At 55.4% G+C, this 16,825-nt stretch carries 16 protein-coding genes and 1 pseudogene; 9 read left to right on the top strand and 8 right to left on the bottom strand.

All coding sequences use genetic code 11. The annotated features are described in order from the left end of the window. The first annotated feature begins 62 nt into the window (after positions 1 to 62). Positions 63 to 770 (top strand): response regulator transcription factor, encoded by a 708-nt coding sequence (locus tag L463_RS11295; RefSeq protein ID WP_032103429.1) that lies wholly within the window; start codon positions 63 to 65, stop codon positions 768 to 770. Next, the gene (locus L463_RS11290; RefSeq protein WP_023296194.1) at positions 754 to 2,223 is read left to right on the top strand and encodes a sensor histidine kinase; all 1,470 of its coding nucleotides are present in this window, start codon (positions 754 to 756) and stop codon (positions 2,221 to 2,223) included. The genes L463_RS11295 and L463_RS11290 overlap by 17 nt, the downstream gene beginning before the upstream one ends. A gap of 76 nt (positions 2,224 to 2,299) precedes the next feature. Here L463_RS11290 and artJ read toward each other — a convergent pair whose 3' ends face one another. The 6 genes from artJ to L463_RS11260 form a co-directional block, all read right to left on the bottom strand. Beyond that, positions 2,300 to 3,031 (bottom strand): arginine ABC transporter substrate-binding protein ArtJ, encoded by a 732-nt coding sequence (artJ, locus tag L463_RS11285; protein WP_015571008.1) that lies wholly within the window; start codon positions 3,029 to 3,031, stop codon positions 2,300 to 2,302. A gap of 179 nt (positions 3,032 to 3,210) precedes the next feature. Then, positions 3,211 to 3,879: an arginine ABC transporter permease ArtM gene (gene artM / locus L463_RS11280; RefSeq protein WP_003858369.1), complete on the bottom strand. Its 669-nt coding sequence runs from the start codon at positions 3,877 to 3,879 to the stop codon at positions 3,211 to 3,213. After that, positions 3,879 to 4,595 (bottom strand): arginine ABC transporter permease ArtQ, encoded by a 717-nt coding sequence (gene artQ / locus L463_RS11275; RefSeq protein ID WP_003858367.1) that lies wholly within the window; start codon positions 4,593 to 4,595, stop codon positions 3,879 to 3,881. The genes artM and artQ overlap by 1 nt, the downstream gene beginning before the upstream one ends. 6 nt (positions 4,596 to 4,601) lie before the next feature. Next, positions 4,602 to 5,333: an arginine ABC transporter substrate-binding protein ArtI gene (gene artI / locus L463_RS11270; RefSeq protein ID WP_006174322.1), complete on the bottom strand. Its 732-nt coding sequence runs from the start codon at positions 5,331 to 5,333 to the stop codon at positions 4,602 to 4,604. A gap of 18 nt (positions 5,334 to 5,351) precedes the next feature. Beyond that, positions 5,352 to 6,080, bottom strand: coding sequence for an arginine ABC transporter ATP-binding protein ArtP (gene artP / locus L463_RS11265; RefSeq protein ID WP_006809439.1), 729 nt, complete (start codon positions 6,078 to 6,080; stop codon positions 5,352 to 5,354). A 226-nt stretch (positions 6,081 to 6,306) separates the two neighbouring features. Further along, the gene (locus tag L463_RS11260; RefSeq protein WP_015571007.1) at positions 6,307 to 6,825 is read right to left on the bottom strand and encodes a lipoprotein; all 519 of its coding nucleotides are present in this window, start codon (positions 6,823 to 6,825) and stop codon (positions 6,307 to 6,309) included. A 97-nt stretch (positions 6,826 to 6,922) separates the two neighbouring features. On the opposite strand from L463_RS11260, the gene L463_RS11255 reads away from it, so the two are divergent. From L463_RS11255 to L463_RS11245, 3 genes are all read left to right on the top strand, one after another. Then, positions 6,923 to 7,246, top strand: a complete 324-nt coding sequence (locus tag L463_RS11255) for a heavy metal-binding domain-containing protein (RefSeq protein WP_006174327.1) — start codon at positions 6,923 to 6,925, stop codon at positions 7,244 to 7,246. Then, entirely contained in the window at positions 7,243 to 8,073 is an 831-nt protein-coding gene (locus L463_RS11250) for an N-acetylmuramoyl-L-alanine amidase (RefSeq protein WP_023296195.1), read from the top strand. The genes L463_RS11255 and L463_RS11250 overlap by 4 nt, the downstream gene beginning before the upstream one ends. 269 nt (positions 8,074 to 8,342) lie before the next feature. Then, on the top strand, positions 8,343 to 8,966 hold the full coding sequence (locus tag L463_RS11245) for a helix-turn-helix domain-containing protein (RefSeq protein WP_015571005.1): 624 nt from the start codon (positions 8,343 to 8,345) through the stop codon (positions 8,964 to 8,966). Here L463_RS11245 and L463_RS11240 read toward each other — a convergent pair. Next, positions 8,963 to 9,601 carry a hypothetical protein gene (locus L463_RS11240; protein ID WP_015571004.1) on the bottom strand — a complete coding sequence of 213 codons (639 nt, stop codon included), beginning with the start codon at positions 9,599 to 9,601 and terminating at the stop codon, positions 8,963 to 8,965. The two genes, L463_RS11245 and L463_RS11240, sit on opposite strands and share 4 nt — an antisense overlap. Continuing rightward, positions 9,601 to 11,163, bottom strand: coding sequence for an ExeA family protein (locus L463_RS11235; protein WP_032103424.1), 1,563 nt, complete (start codon positions 11,161 to 11,163; stop codon positions 9,601 to 9,603). The genes L463_RS11240 and L463_RS11235 overlap by 1 nt, the downstream gene beginning before the upstream one ends. 300 nt (positions 11,164 to 11,463) lie before the next feature. Here L463_RS11235 and gspC point away from each other — a divergent pair. The 4 genes and pseudogenes from gspC (at position 11,464) to gspF (ending at position 16,824) form a co-directional block, all read left to right on the top strand. Then, a pseudogene (gene gspC, locus L463_RS0122705) lies at positions 11,464 to 12,194 on the top strand (type II secretion system protein GspC). Between the two features lie 13 nt (positions 12,195 to 12,207). Continuing rightward, positions 12,208 to 14,124: a type II secretion system secretin GspD gene (gene gspD / locus L463_RS11230; protein ID WP_015571003.1), complete on the top strand. Its 1,917-nt coding sequence runs from the start codon at positions 12,208 to 12,210 to the stop codon at positions 14,122 to 14,124. Positions 14,125 to 14,137: 13 nt separating this feature from the next. After that, positions 14,138 to 15,616, top strand: coding sequence for a type II secretion system ATPase GspE (gene gspE, locus L463_RS11225; RefSeq protein ID WP_032103422.1), 1,479 nt, complete (start codon positions 14,138 to 14,140; stop codon positions 15,614 to 15,616). Beyond that, positions 15,616 to 16,824, top strand: coding sequence for a type II secretion system inner membrane protein GspF (gene gspF / locus L463_RS11220; RefSeq protein ID WP_017384864.1), 1,209 nt, complete (start codon positions 15,616 to 15,618; stop codon positions 16,822 to 16,824). Before gspE ends, gspF begins: the two co-directional genes overlap by 1 nt. Position 16,825: the final 1 nt, after the last annotated feature.

Raw genomic sequence — 16,825 nt, forward strand, 5'->3', positions numbered from 1 at the left:
AACTCTTCCCCCGCTCGAAATCAGGTAAGCTTACGTCATAACAAATGATTGAAGGCTTACCCATGAAGCAGATCCTGCTGGTAGAAGACGACCACGATATCGCAGCACTCCTGCGTCTTAATCTGGAAGATGAAGGCTACGCCATTACCCACGAGCCCGACGGGGGCAACGCCTTAGAGCGTCTTGAAACACAGCCGTGGGACGCGGTGATCCTCGATCTGATGCTGCCGAATGTTGATGGTCTGGAGATTTGCCGCCGTATCCGCCAGATGACCCGCTACCTGCCCATTATCATCATTAGCGCCCGCAGCAGTGAAACTGACCGTATTACTGGCCTGGAAACAGGGGCGGATGATTATCTGGCAAAACCTTTCTCGGTGCAGGAGCTGATTGCCCGCATTAAGGCGCTGTTTCGCCGTCAGCAGGCGATGGGCCAGGCGCAGACGGACGGCATTATTCAGGCGCACGGACTGACTATCGATCCGCTGGCGCGCACCGTGCGCCTTAACGGTCAACACGTCGATCTCACCCCGCGCGAATTTGAACTGCTCTATTTCTTTGCCCGCCATCCCGGAGAGGTCTTTTCGCGGCTGGCACTGCTGGAGCAGGTATGGGGGTATCAGCACGAAGGCTACGAACACACCGTCAATACCCACATTAACCGCCTGCGCATTAAAATAGAGAAAGATGCCGCCGAGCCGGAGATCGTTCGCACCGTCTGGGGCAAAGGCTACAAATTTGCGGAGCAGAATCATGATGCGTCGCTTTAGCCTGAGCCAGCGCCTGACGCTGCTGTTTACGGCGTTACTGCTGCTCTGCGCCACCGTCGCCTGTGCGGTGCAGCTCTACAGTAGCATGCAGTACGGCAATGCGATGGTGCAGCGGCTCTCCGGCGGGCTGGCGCAGCAGATTGTGCAGCGGGAAGCGATTCTGGATGCGCAGGGCAGGGTGGATCGCAGCGCCTTAAAACCGCTGTTCGACCGGCTGATGACCTTTAATCCGAGCGTCGAGCTGTATGTTGTCTCGCCAGATGGCGATATCCTGGCCGATGCCGCCCCGCCGGGGCACATTCAGCGGCAAAAAATTGACCTCGCGCCGATACAGAATTTCCTCAGCGGGACGGTGATGCCGGTGTTTGGCGACGATCCCCGAAGCCAGAATAAGAAAGTCTTCAGCGCCACCCCGCTGCGGCAGGACGGTGAGCTGAAGGGGTATCTGTACATTATTTTGCAGGGGGAGGAGTCCAACGCGCTGGCGGAGATGGCCTGGCACAAAGCGCTCTGGAGTACGGCGCTGTGGTCGATGCTGCTGGTGGCGCTGTTTGGTCTGCTGGCGGGGTTGCTGCTCTGGTACTGGGTGACGCGCCCGGTTAAAGAGCTCACGCTGGACGTGGCTGGGCTGGAGCAGGACAGCATCAGCGCGATTAAGCAGCTGGCGGCCCAGCCGCTTGAGCCTGCCGGCCAGGATGAAGTGGCGATCCTGCGCAATACCTTTATCGAGCTGGCGCGCAAAATCACCTCTCAGTGGGATCGGCTGGCCGACAGCGACCGCCAGCGCCGGGAGTTTATCGCCAACATTTCGCACGACTTACGCACCCCGCTGACGTCGCTGCTGGGTTATCTGGAAACGCTGTCGCTGAAATCCGCAACGCTGTCGCCGCAGGAGCATCAGCAGTACCTCGCTACCGCGCTGCGTCAGGGGCAAAAGGTACGCCATCTGTCGCAGCAGCTGTTCGAGCTGGCGCGTCTTGAGCACGGCGGCATCAAGCCCCAGCGCGAGCGTTTTGCCATGGCTGAACTGATTTCCGACGTGGCGCAAAAGTTTGAACTCGCTGCCCGCACGCGTGAGTTAAATCTGCACATTGACGTCCCGGGTCCGCTGCCGCAGGTGTTGGCCGATGTTTCCATGATTGAACGGGTGGTGACGAATCTGCTGGATAATGCGATACGCCATACCCCAGCAGGTGGAGACATTCGTCTGGCGGTGTGGCAGGAGAACGACCGGTTACAGGTTGAAGTGGCCGACAGCGGAACGGGTGTTGATGCCGCATTACGGGACGATCTGTTCCAGCGTCCGTCAGCGTTAAATCCACAGGCCTCGCGGGAGCACCGGGGCGGGTTAGGGCTGTTAATCGTGAAAAGAATGCTGGAGCTGCACGGCGGGGGGATCAGGCTGATGGAGTCCGTGAGCGGGGCACGGTTCAGGTTCTTTGTGCCGCTTTAAGAAATTGCCGGGTGGCGGCTTCGCCTTACCCGGCCTACAGACCACCCCCGTAGGCCTGGTCACCCGGCAAAAAAGGTTATTGCGGGAACCACTGCTCGCTGATTTTCTGGTATGTGCCGTCAGCTTTGATCGCTTTCAGCGCGCCGTTCAGTTTCTCAAGCAGAGCCTTGTTATCCGGACGCACGGCAATACCGAGGCCAGTGCCGAAATACTGCGGATCGGTCACTTTCTCCGTCGCTGTACCCAGCTGCGGGTTGGTTTTCAGCCACTCATTCACGACCGCGGTGTCGCCAAATACGCCATCAATACGGCCATTTTTCAGGTCGATAATGGCGTTCTGGTAGCTGTCGTAGGCCACGGTTTTCACTTCAGGATGCTTGTCCTGGAGGTATTTCTGGTGCGTGGTGCCGTTCTCCATGCCGATGCGCTTGCCTTTCAGCTCGTCGAAAGATTTATAAGCCCCTTTCTTCGCAATCACCACCGCAGAGTTCGCGTAGTACGGGTCGGTGAACGCGACCTGCTTGCTGCGCTCTGGCGTGATGTCCATGCCGGAGATCACCGCGTCGTACTTTTTAAATTTCAGGGACGGGATCAGGCTGTCAAATGCGTGGTTAGTAAAGGTGCAGTCGGCCTGCATCTGCTTGCACAGCGCTTTCGCCAGGTCGATGTCGAAGCCGACGATCTGGTTGCTGGCATCCAGCGATTCAAACGGCGGATAGGTGGCAGAAACGCCGAAATTGATTTTATCGGCGGCGGATGCGCCAGCGGCGAAGGTTGCGAGTAATGCGGCCAGAACTAACTTTTTCATTGTAATGCTCCCGTCTGTCAATCTTGTCATTATGCGCCGTGTCTGCGGCATGGATGTACAATGCCACTCAATGAATTTATATGCAATAAATATGATTAAATATTATTTAATGCATAAAAAAATGCGGGTAACCCATCAGGTTACCCGCACTACGAAATCAGCTTTATGCATTAAGTCGATTAATTTCTGCGCTCAAACGCCAGCGCCTTACGCTCGATAAGACGCATCATCAGGGTCAGCAGACCGTTGACCACCAGATAGACAAGACCCGCCGCACCGAACACCATCACGTCGTAGGTGCGTCCGTACAGCAGCTGTCCGTGGCCCATCACTTCCATCAGGGTGATGGTGTAGGCCAGAGAGGTACTTTTGAACACCAGCACGACTTCGTTGGAATAGGAAGAGAGGGCGCGCTTAAAGGCATAGGGCAGCAGGATCGCCAGCGTATCCTTCTTGCTCATGCCCAGCGCCCCGCAGGACTGCCACTGGCCTTCCGGGATCGCGCGAATGGCGCCGTAGAACAGCTGCGTGGTATAGGCCGCGCTGTTCAGGGAGAGGGCAATCAGGGCGCAGAGCCATGGCTCAGAGAGCAGATGCCAGATAACCGGATATTCCTGTAACGACGGGAACTGGCCCGGGCCGTAGTAAATCAGGAAGATCTGCACCAGCAGCGGCGTTCCGGTGAAGAGCGTAATGTAGCCACGTACAATCCACACCAGCACCGGCGTTTTCAGCGTCAGGACGATGGTGAAGATCAGCGCCAGGATCAGCGCCACGATGATAGACGCGACGGTCAGCGTCAGGCTGGTGTGCAGCCCTTTCATCAGTTCGGGTAAATAATCCAGCATCAGCCTGGTCTCCGTTCAAAACGCGTTGCGCGCAGATCAATACGCTTCAGAACGTACTGGCTCAGCAACGTGATCACCAGGTAGATAGCCGCCGCGACGATGTACCAGGTAAACGGCTCCTGCGTACGGGTGGCGATACTTTTGGTTTGCAACATCAAATCGTTCACGCTGATCAGGCTCACCAGCGCGGTATCTTTCAGCAGTACCAGCCACTGGTTACCCAGCCCTGGCAGGGCATGACGCCACATCTGCGGCATCACCAGGCGGAAGAAGATCGCCGCTTTCGACAGACCCAGCGCCTGGCCGGATTCCCATTGACCCTGCGGTACCGCTTTCAGCGCGCCGCGCAGCGTTTGTGACGCATAGGCCGAATAGAGCAGGGAGAGCGCAATCACGCCGCACAGGAACGGGCTGACGTCGAAGTTCTCAATCTGCATCTGCACCGGGATCTGCGCAAAGCCGAGATTAATCGTGAAGCCGTCCGACAGCGTTAACAGCAGCTGTGAGGAGCCGAAATAGATAAACAGGACCACCAGAATTTCCGGCAGTCCACGCAGCACAGTCACCAGCGCTGAACCGAGCCATGCGACAGGGCGCCACTTAACGGACTCCCACACCGCAAAGAACATCGCCAGTACGAGGCCGATAATCAGTGCACAAACGGCAAGGCCGACGGTCATCCCGGCGGCGCTTGCTAAAGGAAAAATTTCATTCATCAGGAATTACTTCTGGAACCATTTTTTGTAGATGGTTTCGTAGGTGCCGTCTTTCTTCACTTTTTCCAGCGCAGCGTTGAATTTCTGCTGCAACTCGGTATTGCCCTGACGTACGGCAATACCCAGACCTGTACCGAAATAGTCTTTATCGGTCACCTTGTCACCCACGGCGGCCAGCTTGTCGTTCGCTTTCAGCCATTCAGTCACAACAGCCGTGTCCCCGAACACCGCATCGATACGACCGTTTTGCAGGTCCAGCTTCGCATTCTGGTAGCTGTCATACGGCACGGTGGTGATTTCCGGATGCTTATCCATGATGAATTTCTGGTGCGTGGTGCCGTTCTGCACGCCGACTTTCTTGCCTTTCAGCAGGTCAACGGAGGCGTATTTACCTTTCTGACCGATGAACAGGGCCGAGTTGTCATAATAAGGGGTGGTGAACAGAACCTGCTTTTCACGCTCCGGAGTGATGTCCATTCCGGCCATTACGGCGTCGATACGGCGGAACTTCAGGCTTGGGATCAGGCTGTCGAACGCCTGGTTGCTGAAGGTACAGGTCGCGTCGATCTCTTTACACAGGGCGTTTGCCAGGTCCACGTCGAAGCCAACAATCTTGTTGTTCGCATCAATGGATTCAAACGGAGGGTAGGACGCTTCAGTGGCGAAACGGATGGTCTGGGCTGCGGTAGCGGAAAGGCTGACGCTAGCAAGCAGCGCGGCAATCAATACTTTTTTCATTATAATTTCCCTAACACATCAGTGAGATAAATAGTTTTTGAAGGCATCGGTTTGCGGGTTAGTGAAGCAGCTCGCGTCACCCTGCTCAACGATATACCCGTTTTCCATATAGACCACGCGGCTGGCGGTTTTGCGCGCCACTTCTACCTCGTGGGTCACGATGACCTGGGTAATGTTGGTTTCCGCCAGCTCACGAATAATGCTCACGATCTGGGCGGTAATTTCCGGGTCCAGCGCCGCGGTTGGCTCGTCAAACAGCAGCACTGCCGGCTCCATCATCAGCGCACGGGCGATCGCCACACGCTGTTGCTGACCACCAGAGAGGTGTAAAGGATACCGGTCGCTGTACGGTTTCAGACGCAGACGTTCCAGCAGCTTTTCCGCACGCGCCATCGCCTGGTCTTTGCTTAAGCCAAGCACGCGGCACGGGGCTTCAATCAGGTTTTGCACCACCGTCAGATGCGGCCAGAGATTGTATTGCTGGAAAACCATGCCCACGTTTTGACGCAGTTCACGAATCGCTTTATCAGACGGGGTTTTCGCGAAGTCAAAATGGTTACCGGCGATGGCCAGCGTCCCCGAACGGGGCATTTCAAGCAGATTAAGAACACGCAGAAGGGAGCTTTTTCCCGCGCCGCTTGGGCCGAGCAAAACCAGCGTTTCGCCCTCCGGGCAACTCAGCGTAATGTCGAACAGCGCCTGGTGTGCGCCGTAGAAGCAGTTAATGCCGTTTAGTTTAATACTCATCGGGGCAGTCTTTACTCATCCAGGCAATCTATAGCAATTGAGGCCGCAGATAGTACCGTTGACAGAATAGTTATGCAATATTTCTGCGTTAAAAGTTAAATATAACCCGTGTTTCCTCTTAAACATAGCACAAAATAGCGACGGGAAAGGGGGGCGAGTATAAATGTCGGCATTCCGCAGGAAATGCCGGACATTTTACGGGGTTAACGTTTATTGAACGGAGGCGTTAGCGGTTCTCGATCGACTGGCGAAGGGTGCCCGCCGGGGCATGAACGCTGCCGCCAATGTAGCGCACATCGTCTATTGCCCAGCACTGGCCTTCACGGATCATCAGCACCTCATCCTGCCAGGTTTGCGTCCCCTGGGTGAGCTTCACGCGCAGGGGAATATTGCGTGCGTCGGTATTCGGTATGGTGGACGCGCTGGCGACGTCGGCGCTGTCCGGCAGCGTGGCGCGGCTGGAGAACGGATCGGATGACAGCAGGGCGTTGTGCTGCGGATCGCGCGAAGCGTCGGTGAGCAGTTTCGCCAGATTATCGCTCAGGTACGGGCGCAGGGCGGTCAGGTCATTACCGCGATGCTGAATACGGTAATCATAAAATTGTTGCGCCACGGCATCCGGGCCACCCTCAATACAAGGGCCGCTGCGGGTTCCGATATCCTTAAAGGCTGGCGTGACCGGCGTTGTGCAGGCGCTGAGCACCAGCGCGCATGGCACTAAAAGCGTTAAAGCAGAGTAGCGCATGTTGATTTCCTTATTTATTAACTATCCTTTCAATCATAGCGTAACGAACCGATAATGCTGTCGCTAACGCATTGAACGCTAAAGAAGGAGAGAAAGTATGCAATTTTCAACAACGCCAACCCTGGAAGGTCAACCGATTACCGAGTACTGCGGCGTGGTCACCGGTGAGGCGATTCTGGGCGCCAACATTTTCCGCGACTTTTTTGCCGGCATTCGGGATATCGTCGGCGGACGCTCCGGCGCGTACGAGAAAGAGCTGCGTAAAGCGCGCGAGATTGCGTTTAAGGAGCTGGGCGAGCAGGCCAAAGCGCTGGGCGCGGATGCGGTGGTGGGCATTGATATCGACTACGAAACGGTCGGGAAAGATGCCAGCATGCTGATGGTGAGCGTAAGCGGTACGGCGGTGAAAACCCGTCGATGAAGCGTTCGCTCTCAACCCTCCTGCTGGCGATGTTGCTGGCAGGATGCGCCTCGGAAGAGGGCATTGTTGATAAAGGCGCGTACGAGCTGGATACGCGCCATCAGGCGCAGGCGGCCTACCCGCGTATAAAGGTGCTGGTTATTCACTACACCGCCGATGATTTCGACACCTCGCTTGCGACCCTGACCGATAAAAACGTCAGCTCTCACTATCTCATCCCCGCAAAGCCGCCAGCTCCGCAGGGCAAACCGCGTATCTGGCAGCTGGTCCCGGAGAGCGAACTGGCCTGGCATGCGGGCATCAGCTTCTGGCGTGGCACCAACCGCATAAATGATACCTCCGTCGGCATTGAGCTGGAAAACCGCGGCTGGCGGAAAACCGGTGACGTGAAAACCTTTACCCCCTTCGAACCGGGGCAAATTGCGGCGCTGATCCCGCTTGCCAGAGACATCATCGCCCGCTACGACATTAAACCGCAGAACGTGGTGGCACACTCGGATATCGCCCCGCAGCGTAAAGACGATCCTGGGCCACTGTTTCCTTGGCGCGAACTGGCGCAGCAGGGTATCGGAGCCTGGCCCGATCCGGGGCGCGTGAATTTTTATATCAACGGGCGACCACATTATCAGCAGGTTGATACCGCAGCACTGCTCGATTTGCTGGCGCGCTACGGTTACGAGGTGCCAGAAAACAGTACGCCCGAACAGCAAAAACGCATCATCATGGTTTTCCAGATGCATTTCCGTCCGCAGTTATGGAATGGCGTAGCGGATGTGGAAACCATGGCGATTGCCGAAGCACTTTTAGAGAAATACGGACAGGGGTAAACCTTCGGATTACCCCCGAATGAGTATATTTTAGCAAGTTTCTATCAGATTAATCTTAAGTACAAACTCATTTCATTTTTAGTTAATTGACTTAAAATTATCCCGATTTAAGATGGACACATAGCGCGCTAAGTAATTTGGCGAATTAATAAAAAGTTTCACTCTTGTTTTGTTTATTCTTGACGTTTTCATCAGGAAAAATATTTATGGCTCGGTAACAACACCGTGGCCATGCTTTTTAAAAATCACATCTTAAATCGGGTATAACAATGTTAAGCATCTATGGAAAAAAATTACGTCCGCAACATGAAATGGAAAAGATCATTTCTGCAACCTCAGGCGTTGAAGAAAGAACGTTAAAAAAATGGCAGAAAATTTCCACTTCTGATTCCGACTATATTCATATTATCGTCAGCGGTGAAGTCGAATTTCGACGTGAATCTGACGAACTGTGCATGTTCACCGTCACCGGGCAATGCATTTTCGGCCTGTCGTCAATGTATTACAGCGCCACCCATATGTACGGCCTTGTTCGGACGAATACGGTTGTTCGCTCGATCAAGAAAGAGGTCTTCGCCCAGCTGATGACCGAAAAAAATCTGTGGCCAGAACTGACCAAAGTCCTTTCCTGGTACATCTGCATGCTGAGCAAACGTGATGATGTTCTGGTTGCCCGCAGTGCGTATTCCGTTGTCCGCGAATTTTTATATGAGATTAACGACCTGATTGTTCAACAACAGCGTGATATTAACGTTTATGATTACATTCAGGAATACACTAACCTGGCACGTAGCACTATTATTAAAATCCTCTCCGATCTGAAAAAGGGTCAATATATTGTGGTGGAAAAAGGTCGACTGCTTAACCTTACCGCACTGCCTGAAAAATATTAATACCTGCTCCCGCCGTCTCCTTTTTCACTGAAAGGAGAACGGCTATTTCCACTGTTTTTTACACTGGCTTGTGAATTATCCTGCGTTTCGTCAACCGGCGGCGCGGGAATTTTTCCTTGAGAATAATCCTGCTCCTGCTCTTTTAGCGCCTGCTTAAATAATTCCGTTAATGATGACTCTTCACTGCCCGTGCTGGCGGGAGCGTTATCGTGCTCATGCGCTTCGGTCCCGGGTAAGGTATCCCGCGAGGCGTCGTGTGGCACTGCGCCGTCGGGCGCTTGCTGCCAGTCGCCATCATCACTGTTGATCGGCAGATCCTGCATCGATGGAACATCAACTGGCACTGGCGCAGCTTTAGGTTGCGGATGCGGGAACGGTTTACTCACGTACACGTAATGCATATCCGAAAGCTGCGTTTCCGGTTTCGCAACGCTGGCGTTGACCGGTTCAGGCGCCGGGTGGTGCAGGTTCCAGTAGACGTGCATATACAGGCCGACAACCAGCATGACGCAAATCCCGACCAGCCATAACGCTGTTTTGCCGAATACGTTTTTCAGGCTGGGGAGACGGTACGAAAACCAGACCGCTTCCCCGGTTGTATAGCTGCGCTGGGCCGCAAGGCAGATGGTCGACATTAGGCTTTCTTCTCCTGCATTTTCGCGTCCGGGGTGGTGCGGGTGGTCTGAATCAGTACGCCCGGCGTGCTGTTGGTCACGCGCATCAGCTGCATCAGCGTATCTTCGCCGGGGATGCCATCCACGTGCAGATGCATTTTTTGCTGGAACTCGCGGGTGCGTTTCATCATCTCTGTGGTCCAGATCCGGGCATGCGTTTCGGGCTGGCTCAGCGCCAGGCTTAATTGCTGATCCAGCCAGGCCATATCTTTGCTGTCGCTGGCCGCGCCGATCGCGTCTTTACCTTCCGGTGTCAGGCGGTGCAGCTGGGTGAAGTTGCCGGTCGCGTGCCGGTTAAACCAGCTGCGGCTCACCTGCCAGGTCCGGTTATTCATTAACAGGTCAATGGACGTGTTCCCGACCCTGGCGATCACCGCATAGTTAAGATGGCCGCTGGTTTTCAGTTCACTGACCCACGGATACCCTTCCTGCGCCAGCGTCTCCGGCGACGCGTTCCCCTGTTTACACATCAGGTTCACTTTGGCGGCGTTCTGGCACAGCGCATCTTCGGCCGAGGCGTCATACCCCCACATGAGATACAGCTGATGCATCGCATCCGGCTGATTAACTATTTCGTTGTCGATAACCGGCACTACGGGCGCTTCGACTTTTAGCGATTGCTGTTTCCAGCTGACGGGCACCGGCAGCTGGATCGGCAGGCGTGCACCGATCGATGAGGTCAAATACCAGCCGCAGGCGGCAAACAGCACGGACGCAAACAGCCCCACGGTCGCCAGGCGCTTACCGTGTTTTTGGGCGGGCAGGATCTCTCCCGCCGCCAGACGTAAATGACGTGGGCTGACCTGGGCCGCGCGTTCCGTCCAGGCGGCGAGCATTGACAGGTGCGCCAGCGCGTTCAGTTTGCTGATGTTGCCTTTGGTTAGCGTGTGCATTTTGCGCACGCGGGCAGGCGGCAACGGCGAGTTTTCGCAGCCGTGTTCTTCGCACTGGGCCTGTACATAGCTCAGGTATTCGCGGCAGGTCAGGGGGCGCAGGGCATGATGCGTGTGCGTATATTCGCGCAGTTCAGGTTGCTTTAGCAGGATCTCCTGATCCGCATTGCCCGTCAGTACCACGGCGAGCCGGAAGTTCAGCTCCTGGGCGCGCGTGAGCAGCGTTCCCAGGACTTCACGGCAGCTCTCCTTCATGGCTTCGGCATGGGCGATCGTCACTACTCTGGATTTCGCTTTCCCCTCCTGCCACTGGCGCAGGACGGCATCCACCGCCTGCATGCGATCTTTAATCGCTTTCGTTCCCGGGTTGAGTTTGTACAGCAGGCTACTGGCACTCAGTTTGGGAAACGCGTTGATGGCAAGAACGGTATGGTTGCTGGCTTTCAGCGCGTCGATGAACAGACCCAGAAGCGGAGCGTCGTCGCAAAAAAGCCCGATAATTCCCGCCAGCTGGGTTTTCTCTTTCAGCAGGTTGAACACGTCCTGATGATAAGGCACCAGAAAATCACCGGATAAACGGGTGATTGTCCTGAATGGCGGATTTTTAAAATTAAAGTGGCTCTGATACATAACGACTTACCGTCTCTGATTAGGAATAGCAACAGCAGCAGAAAGTAAGGTAATGCCCCTGAGCGGTCAATTTGCAGACAGAGTAAAAATATCCAGCCGGCTGCGCCTAACATCTGGAATTTATACGGTCAATATTTTTCTTTATGAAAGTTGGTGGCGAAGTCAGTGGTCGCGTTTGCAACAGCTTATTACTATTTTCCTCCATATTGGCGCAGTATGACGCTGCTTATTTTTGCTTTGCTATAGGCCGGATAAAAAATGAGGTTCTCATTTCTGTCACGGTGGATAACGCCTTGTATTATGTTTTTGCTGCTCATTTTTTGTGGCCAGCAAGGCTATCTCACCTTTAAAGATTATAAAAAAGTTATGAATAAGTTTGCTAATTCTGACCTACAGCCGCTGAAAAAAACGCGCGAAGACAAACCCTTCACGCTTTTTACGGCTGCCGTCCGTCAGGAGAATTTATCGGCTGCGGCAAAACCCCCGCTGGCGGCGGAGATTGAAGGCATTGTGCGCAGTGATGACGCCTGGCTCTCCTTCGCTGTCATCAAAACCCCGGGCGGCCAGCGAAGCTACCGCGAGGGTGAACCGCTCGCCGGGTTTAACGACGCATTTATTCAGGAAATAAACAAAGATAATGTGGTGGTTAATTATGAAGGTGCTACGCAGGTACTGGCGTTAAATAAACCGGACTATTTTAAGGGGGGCGTGGAGAGCGGCCCGGTTACAAAATCGACGAAAGATGCTGGCGCAGAGAGTGTGCATCTTGATGATTATCTGGTGTTAAAACCATCATTGAAAAAGGCCGACTGGAAGGCTACAGGATAAACCCAAGGAATGCCTCCGCCTTTTACAGTCAGTCAGGTCTGGAAAAAGGCGATGTGGCGATTCAGGTTAACTCTGTCGATATGACCGATGAAGCAAAAGCGAAAAGCATTATTGCCAACTGGTCGAAAATGAAAGAAGCGGAGGTCATCGTACGACGTCACGCTCACCTTGAAAATATTCGGGTTAATGTTCTAAACAATTAATAAGTGTGCAGACATGAAAAAATTTCCCTGGGCGTGCGTGGCGCTGACCGCATTGTCGTTATATTCCAGTTCGCTGCTTGCAGCTAACTTTAGCGCAAGTTTTAAAAATACTGATATTCGCGAGTTTATCGATACGGTAGGTCGCAATCTCAACAAAACTATTCTGGTCGATCCGTCCGTCCAGGGAACCGTCTCGGTCAGAACCTACAACGTGCTGACGGAGGATGAGTATTACCAGTTCTTCCTGAGCGTGCTGGATCTCTACGGCCTGTCGGTGATCCCGATGGACAACGGCATGGTCAAAGTGGTGCGCTCAAGCGTAGCGCGTACCGCCGGTGCGCCGCTGGCAGACAGCAAGAACCCGGGCAAAGGTGACGAGATTATCACCCGCGTGGTGCGTATGGAAAACGTACCCGTTCGCGAGCTGGCCCCGCTGCTGCGTCAGCTCAACGATGCCACCGGCATCGGGAATGTGGTCCACTTTGAGCCGTCCAACGTCCTGCTGTTAACCGGTAAAGCCTCGGTGGTGAACCGCCTGGTGGATCTGGTTCAGCGCGTCGATAAAGACGGTATTCAGCGCCGCGAAATCATCCCGCTGCGCTTTGCCTCTGCCAAAGAGCTTTCGGATATGTTGAATAACCTCAACAACGAAGAGCAGAAGGGGCAGAATGCGCCGCAGCTGGCGACCAAGGTGGTGGCGGATGACGAAACCAATAGCCTGGTGATCAGCGGCTCGGAAGATGCGCGCGCGCGTACCCGTTCCCTTATCCATCAGCTGGATCGCGAGCAGAATAACGAGGGGAACACCCGCGTCTTCTACCTCAAATATGCCAGCGCCACCAAAGTGGTACCGGTGCTGACGGGGATTGGCGAGCAGCTGAAAGACAAGCCGGGCGCGGCCAAAGCGAAAACCGCGAGCGCCTCAACCGACCTGAATATTACCGCCGACGAGTCGACCAACTCCCTGGTGATCACCGCGCAGCCTAACGTGATGAACTCCCTGGAGAAGGTGATCGACAAGCTGGATATTCGCCGTCCGCAGGTGCTGGTGGAAGCGATCATTGCCGAAGTGCAGGACGGCAACGGCCTGGATCTTGGCGTGCAGTGGACCAGCAAGCACGGCGGCGTGCAGTTTGGCGCTACCGGCCTGCCAATCAGCCAGATTAAAAATGGCACCATGAAAGGGGCGAGCTTCACGGGCCTTGCGACCGGCTTCTTTAACGGTGATTTCGGTGCGCTGGTGACCGCGCTCTCCACCGACGGTAAAAACGACATCCTCTCCACGCCAAGCGTGGTCACGCTGGATAATAAAGAAGCGTCGTTCAACGTCGGTCAGGATGTGCCGGTGCTTTCCGGTTCGCAAACCACCAGCGGCGACAACGTCTTTAACTCGGTTGAGCGTAAAACCGTGGGGACCAAGCTGAAGATTGTGCCGCAAATCAACGATGGCGACATGATCCACCTGAAGATTGAGCAGGAAGTATCCAGCGTCGACAACAGCGCAACGGAAGATTCCAGCCTCGGCCCAACCTTCAACACGCGCACGATCAATAACGAAGTGATGGTCCACAGTGGCCAGACGGTGGTGCTCGGCGGCCTGATGGAAAATGTGACCAAACAGTCGGTCTCCAAAGTGCCGCTGCTCGGCGATATCCCGCTGGTCGGGCAGCTGTTCCGCTACACCTCGCAGGATACTTCCAAACGCAACCTGATGGTGTTTATTCATACCACCGTCCTGCGTGACGACGACAACTACAGCGCAGCCTCGAAAGAGAAATATGATCAGATCCGGGTGCGCCAGATGCAGCGCGTGGAAGAGAAAAAGCTCGGTATTGTCGAGCCGAGCGACAACGCCGTACTGCCAGCGTTTCCTGCCGCCAGCACTGCACCCGTGAAAACCCACGCGGCACGCAATCCGTTTAAAGAGTAAGGCGGGGGGAAACGTGGACGAACTGACTAAAACCCTGTGTAGCAGCAACTACGCAAAAGAAAACGGCGTTCTGCTTTACAACAATGACGTCTATATCCGTGAGGACACCCCGGCGTTAGCGCTGCTGGAGGTGCGCCGGGTGCTGGGACGCGCGTTTGTCCCGGTTACCCTGGCGCCGGAAGCGTTTGACGAGATGCTGGCCAAAATCTGGCAGCAGAGCAGCGGCGTGTCGCAGCAGCTGGTGGACGACATGGACGCGGATATCGATCTGATGGCGTTAACCGAGGAGATCCCGGATAACGAAGATCTGCTCGATAACGACGAAAACTCGCCGGTGATCCGCCTGATCAACGCCATTCTCGGCGAGGCGGTGAAGGACGGCGCGTCGGATATTCATATCGAAACCTTCGAGCGCACCCTGAACATACGCTTTCGCGTTGACGGCGTGCTGCGCCCGGTGCTGCAACCGGCGCGTAAGCTCGCCCCGCTGCTGGTGTCGCGTATCAAGGTGATGTCGAAACTCGACATCGCCGAGAAACGCCTCCCGCAGGATGGCCGTATCTCCCTGCGCATCGGTCGCAAGGCTATCGACGTGCGCGTCTCGACCATTCCGTCCCAGTACGGCGAGCGCGTGGTGATGCGCCTGCTCGATAAAAGCAATCTCAAGCCCGACATCAACAAGCTGGGGCTGATTGATGAAGAGCTGGAGAAGCTGAAAGGGCTGATCGACCGCCCGCACGGGATCATCCTCGTTACCGGCCCGACGGGTTCCGGTAAAAGTACCACGCTGTACGCCATTCTTTCGGCGCTGAACGGCCACGAACGCAACATTCTGACCGTGGAAGATCCGATTGAGTACGAGCTGGAAGGGGTGGGGCAGACGCAGGTTAACCCGCGCGTGGACATGACCTTTGCCCGCGGGCTGCGCGCCATTCTGCGTCAGGACCCGGACGTGGTGATGATCGGGGAAATTCGCGACGGTGAGACCGCCCAGATTGCGGTGCAGGCGTCGCTGACCGGTCACCTGGTGATGTCGACGCTACACACCAACAGTGCCGCAGGGGCGATAACCCGTCTGCGGGATATGGGGCTGGAGTCCTTCTTAATCGGTTCATCGCTGCTCGGTGTCATTGCCCAGCGTCTGGTGCGTCGGCTGTGTACGCACTGCCGGACCACCAGTCCGCTGGACGCCAATGAAAAAGCGCTGTTCAGCTTTATGGCCGCGCCGCCAGACGCGATTTACCGCGCGGTGGGGTGCGAACACTGCCGTCAGAGCGGCTATCAGGGCCGCGCCGGTATCCATGAATTCCTGGTGGTGGACAGCGCCATGCGCCGCGCCATCCATGAAGATAAGGACGAAATGTCCCTCGAAACGCAGCTTTTTAAGCATGCCTACAGCCTGCGTGAAAACGGGCTGCTGAAGGTGATCGGCGGCGTGACGTCTCTGGAAGAGGTCATGCGCGTCACCGCCGAACGTGGAGGGGATGCGTAATGGCTTTCTACGCCTGGACGGCAACGGATGCCGCGGGGAAAACACAGCGCGGGACGTTACAGGCCGAGGGGCAGAAGCAGGTTCGCCAGTGGCTTCGCGAGCAAAAGCTGATGCCCGTCAGCATCACCGAAACCCGCGAAACGGCGGCTGGCGGGAAAGCGAAAACCGGGGTGAAGCTCTCCACTCCGGTGCTGTCGATGTTTACCCGTCAGCTTTCGACGCTGGTCAACGCCGCGCTGCCGCTGGAGAGCGCGCTGAAAGCGATCTCGAAGCAGACGGAAGACAAAAAGCTGGCGGCGATGGTGGTGGAGATCCGCGAGAAGGTGGTGGAAGGCCACACCCTGTTCGATGCCTTCAGCCAGTTTCCGCGCACCTTCGACAAGCTTTACTGCACGCTGGTGATGGCCGGGGAGAAAACCGGTCACCTGGGCGACGTGCTGGAAAAGCTGGCGGAGTACAACGAGCAGCGCCAGAAGATGAAAAGCAAGCTGACGCAGGCAATGGTCTACCCGATAACCCTCACCGTGGTCGCCATCGCGGTCATCAGCATCCTGCTGGTGGCGGTGGTGCCGCAGGTGATCGAGCAGTTTACCCACATGAAGCAGCAGCTGCCGATCACCACCCGGACGCTGATTGCGGTCAGTGATTTCCTGCAAGCCTGGGGCATTTATATTGTGGGCATTCTGGGGGGCGGCTTTATCGGCTTCAAAACCTGGCTGAGGAATGCCAAAAACCGTTTTCGCTGGCACAGCTGGCTGGTGAACGGCTCGCCGATTAAAAAGCTGGTCTGCGCCATCAACAGTGCCCGCTATATCCGTACCCTGAGCATTTTGCAGGCCAGTAGCGTGCCGCTGCTGGAGGGAATGTATATCGCGATGGACGGTATTGAAAACCGCTATGCCCGGCAGGTGCTGGAGCAGGCCGCCGACACCGTGCGCCAGGGGGCGTCGCTGTATGCGGCGCTGGAACAGGCGAAATTATTCCCGCCCACCATGCTGTATATGATTGCCTCCGGTGAAGAGAGCGGGGAATTAGGTAATTTAATGGATCGCGCGGCGGAAAATCAGGAATCGGCCTTACAACATCGAATTACATTAACGCTGTCGGTCTTTGAACCGGCGCTGGTGGTATCCATGGCGACGATTGTTTTATTCATCGTTCTGTCAATATTACAACCGCTTCTGCAACTTAATAATATGGTAGGTTAAA

Origin of the sequence: Enterobacter sp. BIDMC 27 (assembly GCF_000534415.1) — a bacterium.
Taxonomy (GTDB): domain Bacteria; phylum Pseudomonadota; class Gammaproteobacteria; order Enterobacterales; family Enterobacteriaceae; genus Enterobacter; species Enterobacter hormaechei_C.

Excerpts from the sequence above, each read along its gene's own strand:
- L463_RS11295 (WP_032103429.1), top strand. The coding sequence starts at position 63 with ATGAAGCAGATCCTGCTGGTAGAAGACGACCACGATATCGCAGCACTC.
- L463_RS11290 (WP_023296194.1), top strand. The coding sequence starts at position 754 with ATGATGCGTCGCTTTAGCCTGAGCCAGCGCCTGACGCTGCTGTTTACG.
- artJ (WP_015571008.1), bottom strand. The coding sequence starts at position 3,031 with ATGAAAAAGTTAGTTCTGGCCGCATTACTCGCAACCTTCGCCGCTGGC.
- artM (WP_003858369.1), bottom strand. The coding sequence starts at position 3,879 with ATGCTGGATTATTTACCCGAACTGATGAAAGGGCTGCACACCAGCCTG.
- artQ (WP_003858367.1), bottom strand. The coding sequence starts at position 4,595 with ATGAATGAAATTTTTCCTTTAGCAAGCGCCGCCGGGATGACCGTCGGC.
- artI (WP_006174322.1), bottom strand. The coding sequence starts at position 5,333 with ATGAAAAAAGTATTGATTGCCGCGCTGCTTGCTAGCGTCAGCCTTTCC.
- artP (WP_006809439.1), bottom strand. The coding sequence starts at position 6,080 with ATGAGTATTAAACTAAACGGCATTAACTGCTTCTACGGCGCACACCAG.
- L463_RS11260 (WP_015571007.1), bottom strand. The coding sequence starts at position 6,825 with ATGCGCTACTCTGCTTTAACGCTTTTAGTGCCATGCGCGCTGGTGCTC.
- L463_RS11255 (WP_006174327.1), top strand. The coding sequence starts at position 6,923 with ATGCAATTTTCAACAACGCCAACCCTGGAAGGTCAACCGATTACCGAG.
- L463_RS11250 (WP_023296195.1), top strand. The coding sequence starts at position 7,243 with ATGAAGCGTTCGCTCTCAACCCTCCTGCTGGCGATGTTGCTGGCAGGA.
- L463_RS11245 (WP_015571005.1), top strand. The coding sequence starts at position 8,343 with ATGTTAAGCATCTATGGAAAAAAATTACGTCCGCAACATGAAATGGAA.
- L463_RS11240 (WP_015571004.1), bottom strand. The coding sequence starts at position 9,601 with ATGTCGACCATCTGCCTTGCGGCCCAGCGCAGCTATACAACCGGGGAA.
- L463_RS11235 (WP_032103424.1), bottom strand. The coding sequence starts at position 11,163 with ATGTATCAGAGCCACTTTAATTTTAAAAATCCGCCATTCAGGACAATC.
- gspD (WP_015571003.1), top strand. The coding sequence starts at position 12,208 with ATGAAAAAATTTCCCTGGGCGTGCGTGGCGCTGACCGCATTGTCGTTA.
- gspF (WP_017384864.1), top strand. The coding sequence starts at position 15,616 with ATGGCTTTCTACGCCTGGACGGCAACGGATGCCGCGGGGAAAACACAG.